The following is a 19,153-nucleotide window of genomic DNA, read 5'->3' as shown; positions in this document are numbered from 1 at the left end:
GGCGGATCAGGTGCGCGCGGCGCGGGCACGGCCCAGCTTGCGCCTGCGCCCCCCGGCGATCTCGGCGACCAGCTGCTGCACCAGCGCACGCGCCAGCGGCGACAGCGTTCGCCCCTCGAGCGACAGCACCTGCAGGCGCCGCTGCTGCATCTGGGCTTCCACGAACGGCCGCGCGACCAGCGTGCCGTTCTCGATCAGGTGGATGGCCGTCAGGTAGCCCGACAGAACGATGTCCGGCGTGCGCACCAGCGGCAGCAGCACCGAGGAGAAATTGCTGACGAAGGTCGGCTCGTAGCTCAGTCCCTGCACGCTGCAGCTCAAGTCGAAGAGCTGCCGCGCGGTCACGCCCCTGCTGCCCACGGCCAGCGGGTAGCGCACCACCTCGGCCACGCTGACGGCACGCTGCCGCGCCAGCGGATGATCCGGCGCCATCAGCGCGAACACCGGCGCGCCGGCCGAGTGCTCGATGCGGCAGCCACGCTCGGGCGCCACCGCGTACTTGAGCGCGATGTCGGCATCGCCGCGCGCCAGCAGTTCGCTGACCTCGTCCGGCGCGCCCACCTGCAGCTGCATCCGGCTGTCCGCATGCGCCGCCCGGAAGCGGCGCATCACCTGCGGCATGAAACCAAGCGCAAAGCCCTCGGTACAGGCCACGCGCACGCGCCCCGCCTCGCGGCCGCCGATGCCGCGCACCTGCTCGATCACCTGCTCGGTGTCCGCCTGCGTCGTGCGCAGGTGTGCGGCCAGGCGCTCGCCGGCCTGCGTGAGCGTCATGCCGCGCGCCCTGCGCTCGAACAAGGGCGTCTGCAGCGCGTCCTCCAGCTTGGCGATCTGCCGGCTCACGGCCGAGGACGCGACATAGAGATGGGCCGCCGCCTGGCTGACCGAACCACGGGTCGCCACCTCGATGAAGTAGCGCATGGGGATGCTGAGGATGGAAGTCGCCATGGGAAGCCGATGCCAGCGTTGCCTTGAAGGCAATGGTAGCTTGCGAAATCGATGGTTCCCGCAACGGCCGCCAGGCCTTTTACTTGCATCCCCGATGTCATCACGCGAACACGAGACCATGCAACGCCACGATTGCCTCCGCGCGGCCGCCACCTACTTCGACGACGGCCGCTTCCTCGCCGACCTCCGCCGGCGCATCGCTTTCCGGACCGAGAGCGACGCCGGTGCGGCAACGCCCGCGCTCGGCGCCTACCTGCGCGAGGAGATCAGCCCAACGCTCGCGCAGCTCGGCTTCGACTGCGCGCTGATCGACAACCCGGTGCAAGGCGGCGGTCCCTTCCTGATCGCCCGGCGCATCGAGAACAGCGCGCTCCCCACGGTACTCAGCTACGGCCACGGCGACGTGGTCAGCGGCCAGGACGCGCAATGGCGCGAAGGCCTCGCCCCCTGGACGCTCACGGTCGAGGGCGATCGCTGGTACGGCCGCGGCACTGCCGACAACAAGGGCCAGCACACCATCAACCTGGGTGCGTTGGCGGAGGTGATCCGGGCCCGCGGCGGCCGCCTCGGCTACAACGTGACGCTCCTGCTGGAGATGGGCGAGGAGGCCGCCTCGCCCGGCCTGCACGAGGTCTGCGCCCTTCACGCCGGCCAGCTGCGCGCCGACCTGTTGATCGCCTGCGACGGCCCGCGTGTACACGCACAGCGGCCCACCCTCTTCCTCGGCTCGCGCGGCGCGGTCAACTTCAGCCTGCGGCTGCGCGCACGGACGCGCGGCTACCACTCGGGCAACTGGGGCGGCGTGCTGATGAACCCGGCCACCGTGCTGAGCCATGCCGTTGCCACCCTGGCGGATGCCAGGGGCCGCATCCTGGTCGAAGCGCTGCGGCCCCGCGGCATTCCCGCTCCGGTGCGCGAGGCCCTCGCTTCCATCGAGATCGGCGGCGGCGCCGAGGACCCGGCGCTCGATGCCGGCTGGGGCGAGCCCGGCCTCAGCCCCGCCGAGCGCCTGGTGGGCTGGAACACGCTGGAGGTTCTGGCGCTCGGCGCCGGCTCGCCGCAACGACCGGTCAACGCCATTCCCGGCGAGGCGGTGGCGCACTGCCAGTTGCGCTTCGTGGTCGGCACGCCGTGGCAAGACCTCGCATCCATCGTGCGCGCGCATCTCGATGCGCACGGCTTCGGCCAGGTCGAGGTGCAGGTCACGCTCGAAGGCGCGGCGACGCGCCTGGACCCGGACAACCCCTGGGTGGACTGGGCTCTGCGCTCCATCGAGACCAGCACCGGCCAGCGCCCCGACCTGCTGCCCAACCTCGCCGGCTCCCTGCCCAACGACGTTTTCGCCGACCTGCTGGGCCTGCCCACTCTGTGGGTGCCGCACTCCTACCCCGCCTGCGCGCAGCACGCACCCAACGAGCACCTGCTGGCACCGCTGGCGCGCGAAGGCCTGCAGATGATGGCCGGCCTCTACTGGGACCTCGGCGATGCCGATGCGCACGCGCCCTGGCATGCCAAGCCCTCCACACCTTCTTCTTCCCTGAAAGCCCCGTCCGCATGAAAGTCCTCGCCCCCTTGCTCGCCGTCACCCTCCTTGCCGTGGGCAGCCTCGCGCAGGCCAACGACACGTGGCCAGTCAAGCCCGTCAAGCTGGTCGTGCCCTTCCCGCCCGGCGGCGGCACCGACATCGTGGCGCGCGGCCTGGGCCAGAAATTGGCGGACAAACTGGGCCAGCCGGTCGTGATCGACAACAAGCCCGGTGCGGCGACCCTCATCGGCGCCGACGCGGTCGCCAAGGCGCCGCCGGACGGCTACACGCTGCTGGTCTCGGGCTCCACCACCTACAGCGTGAACCCCGCCCTGCGCGCCAGGCTGCCCTACGACCCACTGAAGGATCTCGCGCCGGTAGCCATCATTGCCAAGGCCCCGCTGGTGCTGGTAGTCGGCACGGCCGCGCCCTGGCGCAGCGTGGCCGAACTCGCCGCAGCCGCGAAAGCCAAGCCCCTGGGCATCCGCTACGCCACCTTCGGCAGCGGCTCCGGCCCGCACCTGGCCGGCGAACTGTTCGCGATGGCGGCTGGCGTGAAGCTCCAGGACGTGCCCTACAAGGGCAGCGGCCAGAGCACCGTCGCCCTGATCGGCGGGGAGATCGAGATGGGCATCGACACCGTGGCCGCCGTCGCGCCGCATGTGCGTTCAGGCAAGCTCCGCGCGCTGGCCGTGGTCGGTACGACGCGCTCCAGCATGCTGCCGGAGGTGCCGACCATGGCCGAGCTCAAGCTGCCGGAGGCCACCTTCGATGCTTGGTACGGCATCGCCGCGCCGGCCGGCACGTCGGCGCCTGTGATCCGGAAGCTCACCGCCTCGGTCGACGCCGCAATGGCCGACAAGGCGCTCCAGGACCAGTTCCGCGCTCAAGGCACGGAGCCGGTGATGATCGGCGCGGGGCCGTTTCGCAGCCTGATGGAATCGGAGATCTCGCGCTACCGGGCGCTGGCGCATCGCGCCGGGATCGCTGCGGAATAGCTCTTTTTGGGACGGACAACGCTGTCTGGGCCTGCGCGCTGCAAAGATGGCGCCTGCGGGTGTGCCGGCGGCGCTTCACTGTGGCGGTCGGCGCGAAGCGACGACCGCCCCAGTATGAGCCCGGGCCGCAGACCGCCTCCCGCGGCGCGCACCGTCACATCAACGCCATCAACCCCCAGGATTTCATCTCATCAGCGTCGAAGCTGATATCAAGGCAGCAGCTCGAACTTCAGATCCGCCAGCGGCGTGACCTTCTCGTCACGCGTCATCTTGTACTCGGTGTTCGGCCCCAGCCACTTGGCCCAGATCCTGTCGAGCTCGCCCGACTTCTCGAGCGCATAAAGCGCCCCGTTCACCTTCGACAGCAGCACCGGCTCATCCTTCTTCATGCCCACGCCGATCGGCTGGAGCACCATGGGCTCCTTGATCATCTTCAGCTCGACCCCGGAGGTCTTCGACTGGTTGACCAGCTTGGTGATGGTCATCGTGTTGGCCACCATGCCCACCGACTTGTTCTGCTGCACGGCCATGAAGGCGGAGCCGGTGTCCTGGAAGGTCACGGGTTCGGAGCCGTTCATCTTGATCGACAGCTCCGAGGTCGAGCCCTTGGTGGAGCTCAGCCGCTTGCCCTTGAAGTCGGCCTTCGCCGTGCCGGGGTCGGAGGCCTTGACGGCCAGCATCTCCTTGGCCACGTAGTACGGATCGCTGAACTGGATCTGCTCGCCGCGGCTCTTGGTGTAGGCGAGGTTGGCCACCGTCACGTCGACGCGGCCGAGCTTCACCTCTGGCACGCGCGCCTCCACCGACAGCGGCGTGACCTTGGCAGCCACGCCGAGCTGCTTGGCCAGCGCGTTGCACAGATCGATGTCGTGGCCGACCATCTCACGCGTCTTGGGATCGGGCGCGGCGAAGGGCGGCACGTCGGCGAAGGTGCCGCACTTGAGCTCCTTGCGCTGGCTGATCTCGTCCCACTGGTCGGCCTGGGCCGCGCCGCAAAGCGCGAGGACGCAGCCGGCGACGGCGGCGAATTGGAAGGCGGTCTTCTTCGACATGATCGATTCCTCGTGAGTGAGATGGGTGGATTGAACGAAAGGGAAACTCAGTGCGCGCGCAGGTCCGAAAGGAAGCGTTGCGCTCGCGGATGCTGGGGCCTGGTGAAGAAGGTCTCGGGCTCGGCCTTCTCGAGAATGCGGCCGGCGTCCATGAACCAGATGCAGTCCGCCACCTCGCGGGCGAAGTTCATCTCGTGCGTGACGCACATCATCGTCATGCCGTCGTTGGCCAGGCCGCGCATCACCGACAGCACCTCGCCCACCATCTCGGGGTCCAGCGCGCTGGTGGGTTCGTCGAACAACATGGCTGGCGGCTCCATCGCCAGCGCACGCGCGATCGCCACGCGCTGCTGCTGGCCGCCCGAGAGCTGCGCCGGGAAGGCGCCGGCCTTGGCGGCCAGGCCCACGCGTTCCAGCAGCTGCATCGCCTTGGTCTTTGCGGCGGCGCGCTTGACGCCCAGCACGCGCATGGGCGAGAGCATGACGTTGTCCAGCACCGACAGGTGTGGAAACAGGTTGAAGCTCTGGAACACGAAGCCGATGCGGCTGCGCAGCTTGTTGAGCGCGGCGCTGCCCATGGGCGCGTGGATGTCGTGGCCGTCGAAGAGCAGTTGGCCCGACTTGACCTCTTCCAGCCGGTTCACCGTACGGATCAGCGTGGACTTGCCCGAACCCGACGGCCCGCAGACCACCACCACCTCGCCCTTTTTCACCTCGGCATTCACGTCGGCCAGCGCCTGGTAGTCGCCGTACCACTTGTTGATGTTCGAAAACAGGATCATCGGAGCGCTTTCTGCGTTCGTCGGGTTGGGCATGGTCGTTGTCTCCTGTCTTGTCGTCGGCCGTCTGCGCGGCCTCGTCAGGGGTTGGCCGCCACCGGCGGCGGCAGCGAAACGTCGCTGGGCGAGACGCGCGCCGCCGCGCTGCCGGCCCGCTTGTGGGCGATGCGCCGCTCCAGCCATTGCGCCAGCTGCGTGAGGCTGAAGCACACCACGTAGTAGGTCATCGCGAGGATGAAGAACACCTGGAAGGGCTTGGTCAGCAGCTGGTTGTTGATCTGGTTGGCCGCGAAGGTGAGCTCGTTGACGTTGATCACGTAGCCCAGCGTCGTTTCCTTGATCGTCGAGATGAACTGGCTCAGCATGCTCGGCAGCATGTTGTAGAGCGCCTGCGGCAGGATCACGTACCACATGGTCTTCAGGTGGCTGTGGCCCAGTGCGCGCGCTGCCTCGGTCTGCCCCTTGGGCAGGGCCAGGATGCCGGCGCGCACCACTTCCGACAGGTAGGCCCCCTCGTAGATCACCAGCGTGCACACCATGGTGGTGAAGCCCGAGATCTCGCGGCCGATCAGCAGTGGTACCAGGAAGTAGACCCACAGGATCACCATCAGCAGCGGCACGCCGCGCACCACGTAGACCAGCGCCGCCACCGGCCAGCGCAGCAGCCTCCAGGGCGACAGCCGCGCCAGCGCCATCAGCACCGACAGCGGAAAGGCCAGCACGATGCCCAGCACCGACAGCACCAGCGTGGCGACGATGCCGCCCATCGGCCCGTTGGGATACTGCCCGATGAGCAGCAGCAGCCAGTTGTCGCGCAGGATCTCGAAGATGCTGAACATCGCTCACCTCGCTCCTGCAATGCGGTAGTGCCGCGCCACCCAGCCGCCCGCGGCCATGATGAGCAGCGAGAAGCCCAGGTAGAGCACCGTGGCCACGCTGTAGGCCTCGAAAGCGCGGAAGCTCTGGCTCTCCACCTCCTTCACGGCATGCGTCAGCTCGGCCACGCCGATTGCCATGGCCAGGCTGCTGTTCTTGAACAGCGACACGCTGTGGTTGATGAGCGCGGGGATCGCGTTGCGCATGGCCTGCGGCAGCATCACGTGGCGCATCGAGCCGATGAAGCTGTGACCCAGTGCCCGCGCCGCCTCGGCCTGCCCGGCCGGGACGGAGCGCAGGCCCGAGCGCATGTCCTCGCTGAAGTAGGCGGCCTGGCACAGGCCCAGCGCGACGATCGAGAGAATGGCTTCCGCGTTGTGCGCCGACAGCCAGCCCTGCAGGAACTCCGGCAGCAGGCTGAAGATGCCGAAGTACCAGAGCATCAGCTGCACCAGCGTCGGCACGTTGCGGTGGTACGAGATGTAGGCCGCCACCGCGCGCTCGGCGATGCGGCTGGGCGTGAGGCGCACCGTCAGCAGCACCACCGCCAGGCTCATCGCGAGCAGCCAGGAGCCGGCCGCGATCTTCAGCGTCATCTCCACGCCGTGCAGCAGCATGGCGCCGAACTCCGGCTTCAGGAGGATGGCCAGCAGGTCGAAGTCCTTCATGCCTTGCTCCTCTGCGCGTCGTGGCGGCCGCTCAGCCGCGGGGGGTCTCGGGCCGGGTGGTGGAGAGGCCGCCGGGCACCTGCAGCGTCGGCGTGATCTCCATGTGGCCCACGTTCACCGCCACCGGGGCCGCAATGGCAAAGGCGATGGCGCTGGCAATGTCCTCGGCCTGCGGCAGCTCGAAGCCCTCGATGAAGCGCTTGTGCATCTCCTCCGCGTTGCCGTGCACGTGGGCGAAGATGTCGGTGGCCACCCGCCCCGGGCAGATCTCGGTGACGCGCACCCGCTTGCCGAAGACGTCGATGCGCAGCTGGCGCGACAGCATGCTCACCGCGGCCTTGGTCGCGTGATAGGTGCTGTTGCCGCCGAAGTTGTAGGCACCGGCGATGGAGCTGATGTTGATCACGTGGCCGCGGTCGCGCGCTGCCATGCCCGGCACCACCAGCCGGCACAGGTGCAGCACGGCGCGCAGGTTGACGTCCACCAGCAGATCGATGCCCTCGGCATCGGCCTTGAGGATCGAGCCGGGGCGGTCGACGCCGGCGTTGTTGACCAGCACGTCGAAGTCGATTTCCTGCGCCAGGCGGGTGATGCCCGCGAGGTCGCTCACGTCGATGGCGTGCGGGATGCAGCCGGTGCGCGAGGCCAGCTCGTCGAGCCTGGCGGCGCTGCGTGCGAGCGCATGGACCTGCAGGCCCTCCTTGCAGAGGCGCTCGACGACGGCAGCGCCGATGCCCGAGGAGGCTCCGGTCACCAGCGCGGTCTTGTAGTCGGAAAAAGGCATCTTCGGCTTCTTTCGTTATGACGAATTCACTGTATCGACCGGGACCTCGGGACGCCAAGACGGAATGGCTGTGGAGAGATAAGCCGTCCTTATGTTGCCCGCGGGCCGCCCTGTTTCAGGGCGCGAGCTGCTGCGAGATCGGCACCACGCGCCCTGTCGCCTCGACCACGCCGCGCACGGCGCGGGCCAGTTCCACCGCGCCGGGCGTGTCGCCGTGCACGAGGATGGAACGGACGTGCATCGGGATCTTCCGGCCGCCATGGCTGGTGACCGTGCCCTCCTCCAGCAGCTGGCGCACACGCGCCAGCACCGCCTCGCGGTCGTGGATGACGGCGCCGGGCAGCTTGCGCGGCACCAGCAGGCCCTCGTCGTCGCAGGCGCGGTCCGCCAGGAAGGTGCGCGCCACGCGCAGCCCGCAGCGCTCGGCCGCGTCCTCGATGGCACGGCTGGCGGAGGTGCTCATGATCAGACCGGGGTCGAAATCGGCCACCGCGCGCACCAGCGGGGCGGCCAGCGCCGCGTCGGCGGCCGCCATGTTGCCCAAGGCGCCGTGGAAGCTCATGTGCGTCACCCGGTGGCCGGCCGAGCGCGCCATGCCGGCGAGCGCGCCGAGCTGGTAGGTGACGTAGGTGGCGAGCTCCGCCACGTCGATCTGCATCTGGCGGCGACCGAAGCCCTGCAGGTCGGGAAAACCCACATGCGCCCCCACGTCCACGCCGCGCTCGCGGGCCATGCGCACCGTGCGGTCCATGATGACCGGGTCGCCTGCATGGAAGCCGCAGGCCACGTTCGCGGAGCTGACGATCTCCAGCAGCGCCTCATCCTCGCCCAGGCGCCAGGGACCGAAGCCCTCGCCCAGGTCGGCATTCAGATCGATGTCCATCGCGGTGTGCTCCTCATTCGTCGGGCTGCAGTTCGACCAGCGGCGTGCCGAAGCCCACGGCCTGGCCGTTGGGCACCAGCAAGCCGATCGGTACGCCGGATTGCGGGGCGTTCACCGGCAGCAGCAGCGGGCCGATCTGCACCAGGCCCACGGGCTGCCCTGCGGACACGCGCTCGCCGAGGCGCGCCAGAGGCACGGCCAGCAGCGGGTGGGCGTGCAGGAACACACCCACGGACGGCGCGGCAACTGTGCAGGCGTGTGACGCGTCCTCGTCCTGCGCATCCAGCTGCACGACCCCGCCTGCGGACCCGTCCGTGCGCCCCAGCCGCAGCACGCCACCAGGCGTGCGCAGCTCCAGCAGGCCGATGTCGGTGGCGGCGAGCCAGGCGGCCAGTTCCTGGACCTGTTCGGGACTCTTCATGTCAGTTCGCCTGGGGTGCGCTGCGATGCAGGGACACCATCCGCCCCACCCGGTCCAGCCAGGCGTCGACCTCGTCCTGGGCGGCAACGGCCTCATCCCAACTGCATTCGACGAAACGGATGCGGCTGCCGATCGGCGCCTGGCCCAGCCGCCAGAGATCGGCCTCGATCACGGTGCCGAACTTGGGGTAGCCGCCCGAGGGCTGGGCATCGCGCATCTGGATGATGGGCTGCCCGCTGTGCGGCACCTGGATCACGCCGGGCACGATGCCGTGCGAGCGCATCTCCATCGGCGCGACCGGACGCAGGGCCTCGCCATCCAGGCGGTAGCCGTAGCGGTCGCTCTGCGCCGTGATCTTCCATGCGCCGGCCCAGAAGGCGGCGCGCGAGCTTTCCTCGAAGCCCAGGTATTCGGCGGCCGGCAGCACCCGCACCGCGCGCAGGCCGTCCACCTGCAGCGGCAGGCTCAGCGAGGGCGGCACCAGGCCGAAGCCGGTGCGGCAGGCCTGCCCTTCGCCGACCGCCCGCAGCGCGTCGCCGCGCTGCAGCGCGCGGCCCTCGTGGCCGCCGAAGGCGCCACGCAGCTGGGTGCTGCGCGAGCCCAGGACCGCGGGCACGTCCACGCCGCCAGCCAGGCACAGCATGGCGCGGCTGCCGCGGTGCGGGCCGCCCTGCGGCAGGCCCAGCGCGAGCGTCTGCCCGGCGCGCGCCTGGTGCACCCACCAGGGCAGCAGCGGCGCATCATCGAGCCGCGCCGCGCAGTCCGCGCCGGTCAGCGCGAAGGCGCAGTCGGCGTCAAAGCGCAGCTTGAAGGGGAACACCGGTATCTCGATGGCAGCCGCATCGGCCTCGTTGCCCAACAGCAGGTTGCCGGCCGCCAGCGCCAGCTTGTCCATGGCGCCCGAGGTGCCCACTCCCCAGCGCAGGCTGCCGGTGCGCCCCATGTCCTGCACGGTGGCCAGGGCGGTGGATGAAAGCACTTCGATCATCGGATCACCTCCTGGACCCGAAAGCGGATCATGTCGCCCGGCTGCAGCACCGCCGGCGGGTCCTGCGACGGATCGAAAAAGGACATGGCGGTGCTGCCGATGGTGTTCCATCCGCTCGGGCCGGCCGAGGCCGACACGCCGGTCTGCGCGCCACCGATCGAGACCGCACCGCCCGGGATGCTCAGCACCGGCACCTGGCGGCGCGGCGTGGCGATGCGCGGGTCCATGCCGCCCAGGTAGCAGTAGCCGGGATGGCTGCCGAGCGCGTAGACGGGGTAGACCGGCGTGCTGTGCAGCTCGACGATCTCGTCCACGCTCAGGCCGGTGTGCGACACCACGTCGGCCATGTGCGGCCCGCCTTCGCCTCCGTAGACCACGGGCAGCTCGACCACACGCCCGTGCAGCGGCAGCGGTGTCGCCGCCTCCCACGCAGCCTGCAGCCGGGCTTCCAGCGTGTCCAGCGCCGCGGCGCTGCGCGGCGGGCGCTCGAAGGTGAGCATCAGGTTGTTCATGCCCGGCACCGCCTCGCGCACCTCCGGCCAGGCCTGGGCCTCGCGCGCCAGGGACCAGATGCGCTGCTGCGACGGCAGCGCCAGCTCGCCGGGCGCCTCGAAGAGCAGAGCGGTGGTGCCCAGCAGGCTGATGGACGCCGTGGCGGAGATCATGCGGCGCTCCTTTGCTGCAGCCAGCGCTCGAGGTGGTGGATGTCCACGCCGCCGGTGGCGAAGCCCTCGTCGCGCAGCAGCGCGCGGTGCAGCGGCACGTTGGTCGCAATGCCGTCGATGCGCATCTCGGCCAGCGCGAGGCGCATGCGGTCCAGCGCATCTTCGCGCGAGCTGCCGTGCGCGATCAGCTTGGCGATCATCGAGTCGTAGTACGGCGGCACGCGGTAGCCGGTCCCGGCATGGGAATCCACGCGCACGCCGAAGCCGCCCGGCAGCTGCCAGCCGCTGATGCGGCCCGGCGAGGGCGCGAAGGTCTCCGGGTCCTCGGCATTGATGCGGCACTCGATGGCATGGCCCTGGCAGCGCACGTCGGCCTGCGTCAGCGTCAGCCGCTCGCCGCGTGCGACGCGCAGCTGCTGCTGCACGATGTCGATGCCGGTGGTCATCTCGGTCACGGGGTGCTCCACCTGCAGGCGGGTGTTCATCTCGATGAAGTAGAAGGCGCCCTGCTCGTACAGGAACTCGAAGGTGCCGACGCCGCAGTAGCCGATCTGCCGGCAGGCCGCGGCGCAGCGTTCGCCGACGTCGGCCAGCAGGGCTTCGTCGATGCCGATGGCCGGCGCCTCCTCGATCACCTTCTGGTGCCGGCGCTGCAGCGAGCAGTCGCGGCTGCCCAGCCACAGCGCGTTGCCGTGGCTGTCGGCCAGCACCTGGATCTCGACGTGGCGCGGGTGCAGCAGGAATTTTTCGATGTAGACCTCGGGATTGCCGAAGGCGCGGCGCGCCTCCTCACGGGTGAGCGACATCGCCTCCGGCAGCGCAGCTTCGTCGTGGACCACGCGCATGCCACGGCCGCCGCCGCCGCCGGCGGCCTTCACGATCACCGGGAAGCCGATCTCGCGCGCCAGCGCCAGGATCGCGGCCGGGTCTTCCGGCAGGCTGCCTTCCGGCCCGGGCACGCAAGGCACGCCGGCGCGGCGCATCGCGCGCTTGGCCGCGACCTTGTCACCCATGGTGCGGATGCAGGCGGCGCTGGGGCCGACGAAGACCAGGCCGGCCTGCTCGACGCGCTCGGCAAAGCCCGCGTTCTCCGACAGGAAGCCGTAGCCCGGATGGATGGCCTGCGCACCGCTCACCTCGGCTGCGAACAGGATCGCGGACTGGTTGAGGTAGCTCAGCCCCGGCGCGGACGGGCCGATGCACAGCGCCTGGTCGGCCTGCGCCACGTAGCTCGCATCACGGTCGGCCTCGGAGTACACCGCCACGGTCCGGAGCCCCAGGCCGCGGCAGGCACGCTGGATGCGCAGCGCGATCTCTCCACGGTTGGCGATGAGAACGGTGTCGAACATGTCCGTCGCTCCCTCACGCATCGCCGAAGCGGAACAGCGCCTGCCCCGCCTCGACCTCCTGCCCCGAGCGGACGAGCACCGCTCGCAGCGTGCCGTCGCGCTCGGCGCGAACCTCGTTGAAGACCTTCATGGCCTCGATCACGCACAGCGTCTGCCCGGCCTGGATGGCCTGTCCGGCCTGCACGAAGGGCGGCTCGGCGGGCGTCGGCTGCAGGTGCACCACACCGTACAAGGGTGCGAGACACTCGGCCGCGGCCTGCACCGCGTCCGCCTGTTGCGGCGCGCGCGTGCCCGCTGCCGAAACGCGCGACGGCCGTGCCGCCACCAGGGCGCGACGCGGCGTTGCCGCGTCCGGCGCCGGCTGCTTCACCAGCCGCAGCGTGCAGCCGTTCTCGCTGAACTCCAGCTCGGACAGGTCCGAGCCGGCCAGTGCGTCGATGAGCGTCTTGATCTGTTCCTGGTTCATGCCGGGTCTCCACCGCCGATGCATTCGACGAACGCATGACGGCTGGCATGAACGGTAGCGGCCCGCGGCCGCAAAGCCCAAGACGGATTGGCTGTGCCGCAATAAGGGCGGCTTATGACAAGGCGCTGAGCGCGGGTTCGGGCGTCGCAGCCACGTGGTCGGCCAGGTCGGTCACCAGTTCGAGCAGGATGTCCTTCACCGCCTGCGCCGGCTCGGACAGCGGCAGGTGGTCCGACTGGCACAGCGCCAGCGGCGCCTCGATGACAGGATCGACGATCTGGAACTTCCAGGCGCCGCAGGAGGAGACCACCTCGCGCGCCATCGACGCCGGCAGGATGGTGGCACCCAGCCCGTCGGCGATGGCCGCCGTCAGCGTGAAGGCCGACTCGATCTCGGCCACCACGCGCGGCACCATGCCCGCGCGCGCGAAGGCCGCGTCGACCAGCTTGCGCACGACGTTGTAGGGGCGCGGAAGAAAGAGTTCGATCTCGCGCAGGTCGGCCAGCCTGACGGGCTCGGCCGGCACCGGCATCGAGGCAGGCCCTACCAGGAACAGGGGCTCCTTCAGCAGGGGCAGGAAGGTGAGCCCGTGGATCGCCTTGTCGCCGTAGAGCACGGCCAGGTCCATGCGGCCGTTCATGATCAGCTCGCTGAGCGTGGTGCCATAGTTCTCGTTGAGGTAGAGCAGGATGCCGGGGTGGCGCGCCCGCACGGTGCGCAGCAGCGGCAGCGAGAGCGCCGAAGCGGCGGTGCCTGGTGCCAGCCCCACCGACACCTGGCCCGACAGCCCGGCGCCGGCCGCCTCCATATCGACCCGGGCCTGCTCGCACTGTCGCAGGATGATCTGCGCATGGCGGTAGAGCACCTTGCCTGCCTCGGTCGGCGTGACGCCGCGCTTGGTGCGCACCAGCAGTTGCTGGCGCACCTCGCCTTCGAGCGTGGCGAGCTGCTGGCTCAACGCGGGCTGGGCGATGAAAAGAACCTCGGCCGCCTGGGTCAGGCTGCCGATGTCCACGATCTTCACGAAGTATTTGAGGCGTCTGAGGTTCACGCCTTGTCTCCAAGCAAAAGCTGAGCCTAGCACCGCGCCTGGCCGGGGCCTACCCGGGCTCACCATAAGCTGCGCCTATACAACCAGAGCGATCTCGTCTTGGCCTCGCGCGAGCGATGTGCGTACCGTACGCCCCATCCATCCTCGCCATCCCAGGAAGAGACCCGTGACCACCTCCCGCATCGCCTCGCGCGTCCGGCGCATCAAGCCCTCCCCCAGCACCTCCGCCGCCGACCGCGCCAACGAACTGCGCCGCCAGGGCAAGTCGATCGTCAACCTGGTCGTGGGCGAGCCCGACTTCGACACCCCCGAGCACATCCGCCGCGCCGCCGCCGAGGCCATGAACCGCGGCGCGACCCGCTACACGCTGATGGCCGGCACGGTGGAACTGCGCCAGGCCATCGTCGCGAAGCTCGAGCGCGAGAACGGCCTGCGCTATGCGATGAACGAGATCATCGTCACCAGCGGCGCCAAGAGCGCGATCTACAACGCGCTCGCCATCACGCTGGAGCCGGGCGACGAGGTGATCATTCCCGCGCCCTACTGGGTGTCGTACCCGGACATGGTGCTGGCCTGCGAAGGCACGCCCGTCACCGTCGCCTGCCCCGAAACCAACGGCTTCAAGCTCACGCCGGCCCAGCTGGAAGCGGCCATCACGCCGCGCACGCGCTGGCTGCTGATCAACTCACCGAGCAATCCCACCGGCGCGAGCTACACCGCCGACGAGTACCGCGCCCTGGCGGAGGTACTCGCGCGGCATCCGCACGTGATGGTGATGACCGACGACATCTACGAGCACATCCGCTACGACGGCCAGCCGACGCCGCACCTGCTGGCCGTGGCACCGGCGCTGCGCGAACGCACGCTGGCGATCAACGGCGTGTCCAAGACCTACGCCATGACCGGCTGGCGCATCGGCTGGGCCGCGGGCCCGGCGGACCTGGTACAGGCCATGGACACGCTGCTGTCGCAGTCCACCGGCAACTGCTGCTCCATCAGCCAGGCCGGCGCAGCCGCAGCGCTCAACGGCGACCAGGGCTTCGTGGCCGAGAGCGTCGCCGTCTACAAGGCGCGGCGCGACCGCACGCTGGCGCTCGTCAACGCCATCCCCGGCCTGAGCTGCGCCACGCCGCCCGGCGCCTTCTATCTCTACATCCGCTGCGAAGGCCTGATCGGCAAGACCACGCCCGCGGGCAAGACCCTGGCCGAGGACGGCGACGTCGTCATGTACCTGCTGGAGAGCGCCGGCGTCGCCACGGTCGCCGGCACCGCCTACGGCCTCTCGCCCTACTTCCGCCTGTCCATCGCCACATCGATCGAGACGCTGGAAGAAGGCTGCGCGCGCATCGCCCGCGCGGTGGCCGAACTGCACTGAGCGCAAGACCCCGACAAGGACGCCCCCATGCCCTACAAAGCCCTCCGCAAGAACCCCTCGGCGCCGCCCGTCGACGCCCGCATCCTCGCCGCCTTGCGCGACATCCCGGTCGCTGCGCTGAGCGACAACATGCACCGCAACATCGGCAGCACCGGCCTGCATCCCTACCATCGCCCCGTGGCTGGAACCATGGCAGGCACGGCCGTCACCGCACGCTCGCGCGGCGGCGACAACCTGACCTACCTGCGCGCCCTCGAGTTCTGCCGCCCCGGCGACGTGCTGGTGGTCGATGCCGGAGGCGACCTCAACAACGCGGTCGTTGGCGGCATCCTGTCCTTCTACGCCGCGCAGATCGGCGTCGTCGGCGTGGTGATCGACGGCGCGATCCGCGACGTGGCCGAGATCCGGGCGCGCGAGTTCCCGGTGTATGCGCGCGGCGTGACCCATCGCGGGCCCTACAAGGACGGGCCCGGCGAGATCAACGTACCGATATCGGTCGGCGGCATGGTCGTCAACCCCGGCGACATCGTGGCCGGCGACCAGGATGGCCTGATGGCCTTCGCGCGCGACGAAGCCGAGCTGCTGATCGAGAAGGCCCGCGCCCACCTGGCGACGGAGGCGGAAACGATACGCGCCATGAAGGAAGGCCGCTGGGACCGCTCCTTCATCGATGCGCTCGAGGCGCGCTGCAGCAACTGAAGCCGCCCCGCGTCGCTTCAGGCTCCCGAGGTTTCGGGCCGTCCGCTCAGCAACGCGTCGGCGCGCGCCACCAGCGCCGTGCCCGCCCCCTCGCGCTGCCGCGCGCGCACCGCAGCCAGCGCCTCGATCTCGGCGGGCTGCACGCCGCCAGCCTCGCCCAGCGCGACGAGGGCACTCAATTCCAGCCATGCCGCCTGCTGCTGCATCGCCTCGCGCCAGGCGGAGCGCATCGCCTCGTGCGCCTGCTCGGGCCGACCGCGGCCGATCCAGATTCGCGCCTGCAGCAGATGGAGATCCGGCAGGTAGATGCGCTCGCCCATCTTCTCGGCGAGGGCCAGCGCCTGGTCGAGCTGTGCCTGCGCCTCGATCCAACGCCCGGCGATGGCGAGCGCTTCGGCCGCGTGGCCAAGTACGCCCGAACGACCCCGCTGAAGGCCGAGCCGGGCGTCGCGGTCGTCCCCTTCCAGGATCAACGGGTGGCCGACCGCCGGCTCGCCGAGATGGGCCAGGGCGCAGCCGTGCAGCCAGCGCGCCGGCCCCTCGGCCTGTGCCATCGCGTGCTCGTCGGCCAGGGCCTGCAGTTCTCCGGCGAGGGATCGCACCCTTTCCGGATGGCCGACGCGCAGCGCCAACAGCGCAGCGAAGATGAGGGCGAGGCGGCGCGTGTAGGGTCCGAGCCGCGCGGCGCGCGCGCCTGCAGCGTCGATCTGCACTTGCGCCGCGTCCACGCACCCCAGATGCGACAGGGCCTGGGCGAGCCGGCAGCGCAGCGAGACCTCGAGGTCGACCACGGCACGCGCGTTGACGCGGCGGTCGCCAAGGCCTTGGGCACCTGCGATGCCTTCCTCCAGCCATCGCCTGCCTTCGTTCAGTTCGCCGCGATAGGTCAGCGTGGTCCCGAGCAGGTTGCAGGCAGCCACATGGCGCGCGGGGTTGGCGTTTGATCCGGTCTGGGCCTGGATGCTCCTGGCGATCGCGAGCGCCTGCTCATGGTCGCCGGCCGTGAAACGGATCCAGCCCAGTTCGATGTCGATGCCGCTCGTGGCGTCGGGCCAGGGCGAGTGCAACGCCAGCAGTGCGCGCACCCGCTCGTGGTCGGCCAGCGCCTCGGGTGCACTCACGTTCAGCATCTGAGACGCGGCCACGCGCGGACCGAGCAAAGCCATTTCCAGCCGGTCGCGCGCTGCGCCAGCGGAGCATTGCGGCAGCAGCGTCGATGCGTGCGAGGTCAGGCGCATCGCTTCCGTCGGCGAGAAATGCCGCAAGGCGCTCTCGGCGGCCTCGGCATAGTGGCCGATCGCGGCTTCGACATCGCGGCCCAGTTCGAACTGCAGCGCCAGCTCCGCGGCCATGACCGGGCTGCCGGTGGCGCGCCTGCGTTGCAGCGACGCGGCGACGCGGCCGTGCAGCTGCGCCCTCGCCAGGCTGCCGATGCGTTGATAGACCACCTGGCGGTACAGCGCGTGGCGAAAAGCATAACGCCCCTCGATCGAGCCGTCGGGCCGGCGCTCGAGCGAAACCTGGTTCAACCACTGCTGCGCGCGGGCCAACTCGTCGCAGCTTTCGCCCACCGCGCCGGCGTCGCGCTGAAGGGCCTCGGCGACCGTGGTCGCGCTGAATTCGACGCCGCAGACACTGGCAGCCTGCAACAGCTCCCGCAGGGACGGCGCCAGCCGATCGACCTGACGCCCGATCACCCCGGCCAGATTCTCGGGCACCGGCACTTCCACCGACGCTGCGCGGGCCGGATCGTCGGGCATGCCCTGCGAGACCAGTTCGTCGATGACGTTGACGACGAACAGCGGCAGGCCGTCAGTGCGCTGGTGCAGCCTGCGTGCGAGCGCCTCGGGAACCGGCTGTCCGGGGCAACGGTGCGCGATGCAGTCGGCAACGTCGCGCTCGGAGAACGGATCGAGCAAAAGTTCCCGGGCCAGGCGGTGAAGAAGCAGCTCGTGGCGCAAGGCCTTCAGCGGATGGTCTTCGGCGACGACTTCGGCCAACCGGAAGCTGGCAAGCCACATCAGCCGCGCCGGGCCACGACGGCGCGCGACGTGGTCGAGGGCACGCAGCGTCGCCTGGTCGCTCCAATGCAGGTCTTCGGTCACCAGCATCAGCGGACGCTGCTGCGTGTACTGGTCGAGCAGCTCGCCCAACTCGCGCAGCATCCGGGCCTGGCCCGTGCCGACGAGCTGCAGGCGCAGCGCCTCCCGCTCGGCCTCGTCGCACAACCAGGGCAACTGCAACAGCCAGGTCGGCGCCACGCTGCGCAGCAGCGCCGGCAGCGCGGCGTCGGCGCGGCACAGGGCACCCAGTGCCTCGAGCACCGGCAGATAGGGCTCGCCTGCGCCATGCTGTTCGACGCATTGGCCCACCGCGATGCCGCCCGGCCCGTGCTCGGCCATGAGATGTTCGATCAAGGTGGTCTTGCCGATGCCGGCTTCGCCCGCGAGCCAGACGACCTGCCGCCGCCCGGCACAGGCTTCGCGCCACGTCGTGTGCAGCCAGTCGCGCGCGCCGTGGCGGCCGATCAGTGCCGGGGTCTGCGCGGCGCGGCCAGGTTCCTGCGTGACCGCGACGGCGTGCCGCTGCGCCGCGCCGAGCGGGACGGATGCCGCGATGAAGCGATAACCACGGCGCGCCACCGTCTCGATGTAGCGCGGCTGCCTTGCGTCATCGCCGAGCACCGCGCGCAACTCGCTGATCGTGGTCTTGAGCACCGAATCGGTCACGTACTGGTGGCCCCACACCGCGTCGAGCAAGGCCTCCTTGCCGACCAGTCCATCGGGCTGGCGCGCCAGTTCGCACAGCACGGCAAACGCCTTCGGCGGCAGCGCCAGCGCCCGCCCATCGCGCGTCAGGCGCGCCTGACGCTCGTCCAACTCGAACAGATCGAACTGCAAGCGCAACGGCTCGGGAGAATTCACGAGATCGGGCAGTCGGGTGGTGGCGCTCATTGTGTGGCGCCAGGGGCGACGCGGCAAGCGGCCGCGGCCCGCCGCCCGCCGCCCGACGCAATCCCGACCGAAGCGCGACCTCGCGCTGACAACTCCGCGCGCCTCGGCTCCTACGCTTCACGAACCACCCCGCCAAGCACCAAGGAGCCTTCACATGTCACCTCTTCGCCGTCATGTTCTTCGCGCCGATGCCGCCTTTCTCGGCCTTGCGTCCGTCTCCGGCCTGCTGGCCGATGTGATCGGCGTCACCCTCGGTCTCGGGCCGCAGGGTCCCTTCCTGAGCGCCACGCCATCGGCAGCGGTCGGCTTCATCGAGGCGCACGGTCTCGCATTCGTCGTGGGGCTGCTGCTCTGGCACGCGGCACCGACGCGTTCCTGGCACCTCACCGCCACGGCCGTGCATTTGCTGCTGGGAACGGTCAATCTGGCCTTCTGGCAGTTCTTCATGGCGGCCGACATGCTCGCCGTCGGCTATGTCACGACGCTGCTGCACATCCTGTTCGTTCTGTTGCAGTTCTACGCCATGCTGGAGGCGCACATGCCGGCACGCCTCGCCGATCGCGGCCATGACGACCTGCGGCAGCTCGACGAGCATGCTCTGCGCGACATTGGCCTGGCGCAGCGCTCGCATAAGGCTTTGCTATAGAGGCAGAGCGATCTCGTCTTGGTGGC

The 19,153-nt window shown here is 69.9% G+C and carries 19 protein-coding genes; 5 read left to right on the top strand and 14 right to left on the bottom strand.

What is annotated here, in order from left to right:
• Positions 1–6 precede the first annotated feature (6 nt).
• A complete protein-coding gene (locus A8M77_RS09540; protein WP_086921312.1) occupies positions 7–948 on the bottom strand; it encodes a LysR family transcriptional regulator in 942 nt (313 codons plus the stop codon).
• Positions 949–1,066: 118 nt separating this feature from the next.
• Between A8M77_RS09540 and A8M77_RS09535 the strand changes: the two genes are divergently transcribed.
• Positions 1,067–2,506, top strand: coding sequence for a M20 family metallopeptidase (locus tag A8M77_RS09535; protein ID WP_086921311.1), 1,440 nt, complete (start codon positions 1,067–1,069; stop codon positions 2,504–2,506).
• Complete coding sequence (locus A8M77_RS09530; protein ID WP_086921310.1) at positions 2,503–3,471, top strand: Bug family tripartite tricarboxylate transporter substrate binding protein; 969 nt, start codon at positions 2,503–2,505, stop codon at positions 3,469–3,471. The genes A8M77_RS09535 and A8M77_RS09530 overlap by 4 nt, the downstream gene beginning before the upstream one ends.
• 209 nt (positions 3,472–3,680) lie before the next feature.
• Here the strand turns inward: A8M77_RS09530 and A8M77_RS09525 are convergent, their stop codons facing one another.
• From A8M77_RS09525 to nac, 12 genes are all read right to left on the bottom strand, one after another.
• Positions 3,681–4,523 (bottom strand): ABC transporter substrate-binding protein, encoded by an 843-nt coding sequence (locus A8M77_RS09525; protein WP_086921309.1) that lies wholly within the window; start codon positions 4,521–4,523, stop codon positions 3,681–3,683.
• Positions 4,524–4,570: 47 nt separating this feature from the next.
• Positions 4,571–5,305, bottom strand: a complete 735-nt coding sequence (locus tag A8M77_RS09520; protein WP_086921381.1) for an amino acid ABC transporter ATP-binding protein — start codon at positions 5,303–5,305, stop codon at positions 4,571–4,573.
• A 77-nt stretch (positions 5,306–5,382) separates the two neighbouring features.
• Complete coding sequence (locus tag A8M77_RS09515; protein ID WP_086921308.1) at positions 5,383–6,141, bottom strand: amino acid ABC transporter permease; 759 nt, start codon at positions 6,139–6,141, stop codon at positions 5,383–5,385.
• A gap of 3 nt (positions 6,142–6,144) precedes the next feature.
• The gene (locus A8M77_RS09510) at positions 6,145–6,846 is read right to left on the bottom strand and encodes an amino acid ABC transporter permease (protein WP_086921307.1); all 702 of its coding nucleotides are present in this window, start codon (positions 6,844–6,846) and stop codon (positions 6,145–6,147) included.
• 31 nt (positions 6,847–6,877) lie between these two features.
• Complete coding sequence (locus A8M77_RS09505) at positions 6,878–7,630, bottom strand: SDR family oxidoreductase (RefSeq protein WP_086921306.1); 753 nt, start codon at positions 7,628–7,630, stop codon at positions 6,878–6,880.
• A gap of 115 nt (positions 7,631–7,745) precedes the next feature.
• Entirely contained in the window at positions 7,746–8,513 is a 768-nt protein-coding gene (locus A8M77_RS09500) for a LamB/YcsF family protein (protein WP_086921305.1), read from the bottom strand.
• A gap of 13 nt (positions 8,514–8,526) precedes the next feature.
• Positions 8,527–8,934: an acetyl-CoA carboxylase biotin carboxyl carrier protein gene (locus tag A8M77_RS09495; RefSeq protein ID WP_086921304.1), complete on the bottom strand. Its 408-nt coding sequence runs from the start codon at positions 8,932–8,934 to the stop codon at positions 8,527–8,529.
• 1 nt (position 8,935) lies between these two features.
• The gene (locus tag A8M77_RS09490) at positions 8,936–9,922 is read right to left on the bottom strand and encodes a biotin-dependent carboxyltransferase family protein (protein WP_086921303.1); all 987 of its coding nucleotides are present in this window, start codon (positions 9,920–9,922) and stop codon (positions 8,936–8,938) included.
• Positions 9,919–10,587: a 5-oxoprolinase subunit PxpB gene (gene pxpB, locus A8M77_RS09485; protein WP_086921302.1), complete on the bottom strand. Its 669-nt coding sequence runs from the start codon at positions 10,585–10,587 to the stop codon at positions 9,919–9,921. The genes A8M77_RS09490 and pxpB overlap by 4 nt, the downstream gene beginning before the upstream one ends.
• Positions 10,584–11,936, bottom strand: a complete 1,353-nt coding sequence (gene accC, locus A8M77_RS09480; RefSeq protein WP_086921301.1) for an acetyl-CoA carboxylase biotin carboxylase subunit — start codon at positions 11,934–11,936, stop codon at positions 10,584–10,586. The genes pxpB and accC overlap by 4 nt, the downstream gene beginning before the upstream one ends.
• 13 nt (positions 11,937–11,949) lie before the next feature.
• Entirely contained in the window at positions 11,950–12,402 is a 453-nt protein-coding gene (locus A8M77_RS09475) for an acetyl-CoA carboxylase biotin carboxyl carrier protein (protein WP_086921300.1), read from the bottom strand.
• Positions 12,403–12,514: 112 nt separating this feature from the next.
• A complete protein-coding gene (gene nac, locus A8M77_RS09470; protein WP_086921299.1) occupies positions 12,515–13,453 on the bottom strand; it encodes a nitrogen assimilation transcriptional regulator NAC in 939 nt (312 codons plus the stop codon).
• Between the two features lie 166 nt (positions 13,454–13,619).
• Between nac and A8M77_RS09465 the strand changes: the two genes are divergently transcribed.
• On the top strand, positions 13,620–14,828 hold the full coding sequence (locus A8M77_RS09465; protein WP_086921298.1) for an aspartate transaminase: 1,209 nt from the start codon (positions 13,620–13,622) through the stop codon (positions 14,826–14,828).
• Between the two features lie 27 nt (positions 14,829–14,855).
• Complete coding sequence (locus tag A8M77_RS09460) at positions 14,856–15,527, top strand: RraA family protein (protein WP_086921297.1); 672 nt, start codon at positions 14,856–14,858, stop codon at positions 15,525–15,527.
• A gap of 17 nt (positions 15,528–15,544) precedes the next feature.
• Here A8M77_RS09460 and A8M77_RS09455 read toward each other — a convergent pair whose 3' ends face one another.
• Positions 15,545–18,481: an AAA family ATPase gene (locus A8M77_RS09455; protein WP_086921296.1), complete on the bottom strand. Its 2,937-nt coding sequence runs from the start codon at positions 18,479–18,481 to the stop codon at positions 15,545–15,547.
• 154 nt (positions 18,482–18,635) lie between these two features.
• On the opposite strand from A8M77_RS09455, the gene A8M77_RS09450 reads away from it, so the two are divergent.
• Complete coding sequence (locus A8M77_RS09450; protein ID WP_086921295.1) at positions 18,636–19,127, top strand: hypothetical protein; 492 nt, start codon at positions 18,636–18,638, stop codon at positions 19,125–19,127.
• Positions 19,128–19,153 lie beyond the last annotated feature (26 nt).

Origin of the sequence: Variovorax sp. JS1663, from assembly GCF_002157355.1 — a bacterium.
Lineage (GTDB): Bacteria > Pseudomonadota > Gammaproteobacteria > Burkholderiales > Burkholderiaceae_C > Variovorax.
The sequence above is the reverse complement of the archived record's forward strand: the minus strand, read 5'-3'. Positions and strand labels throughout refer to the sequence as shown.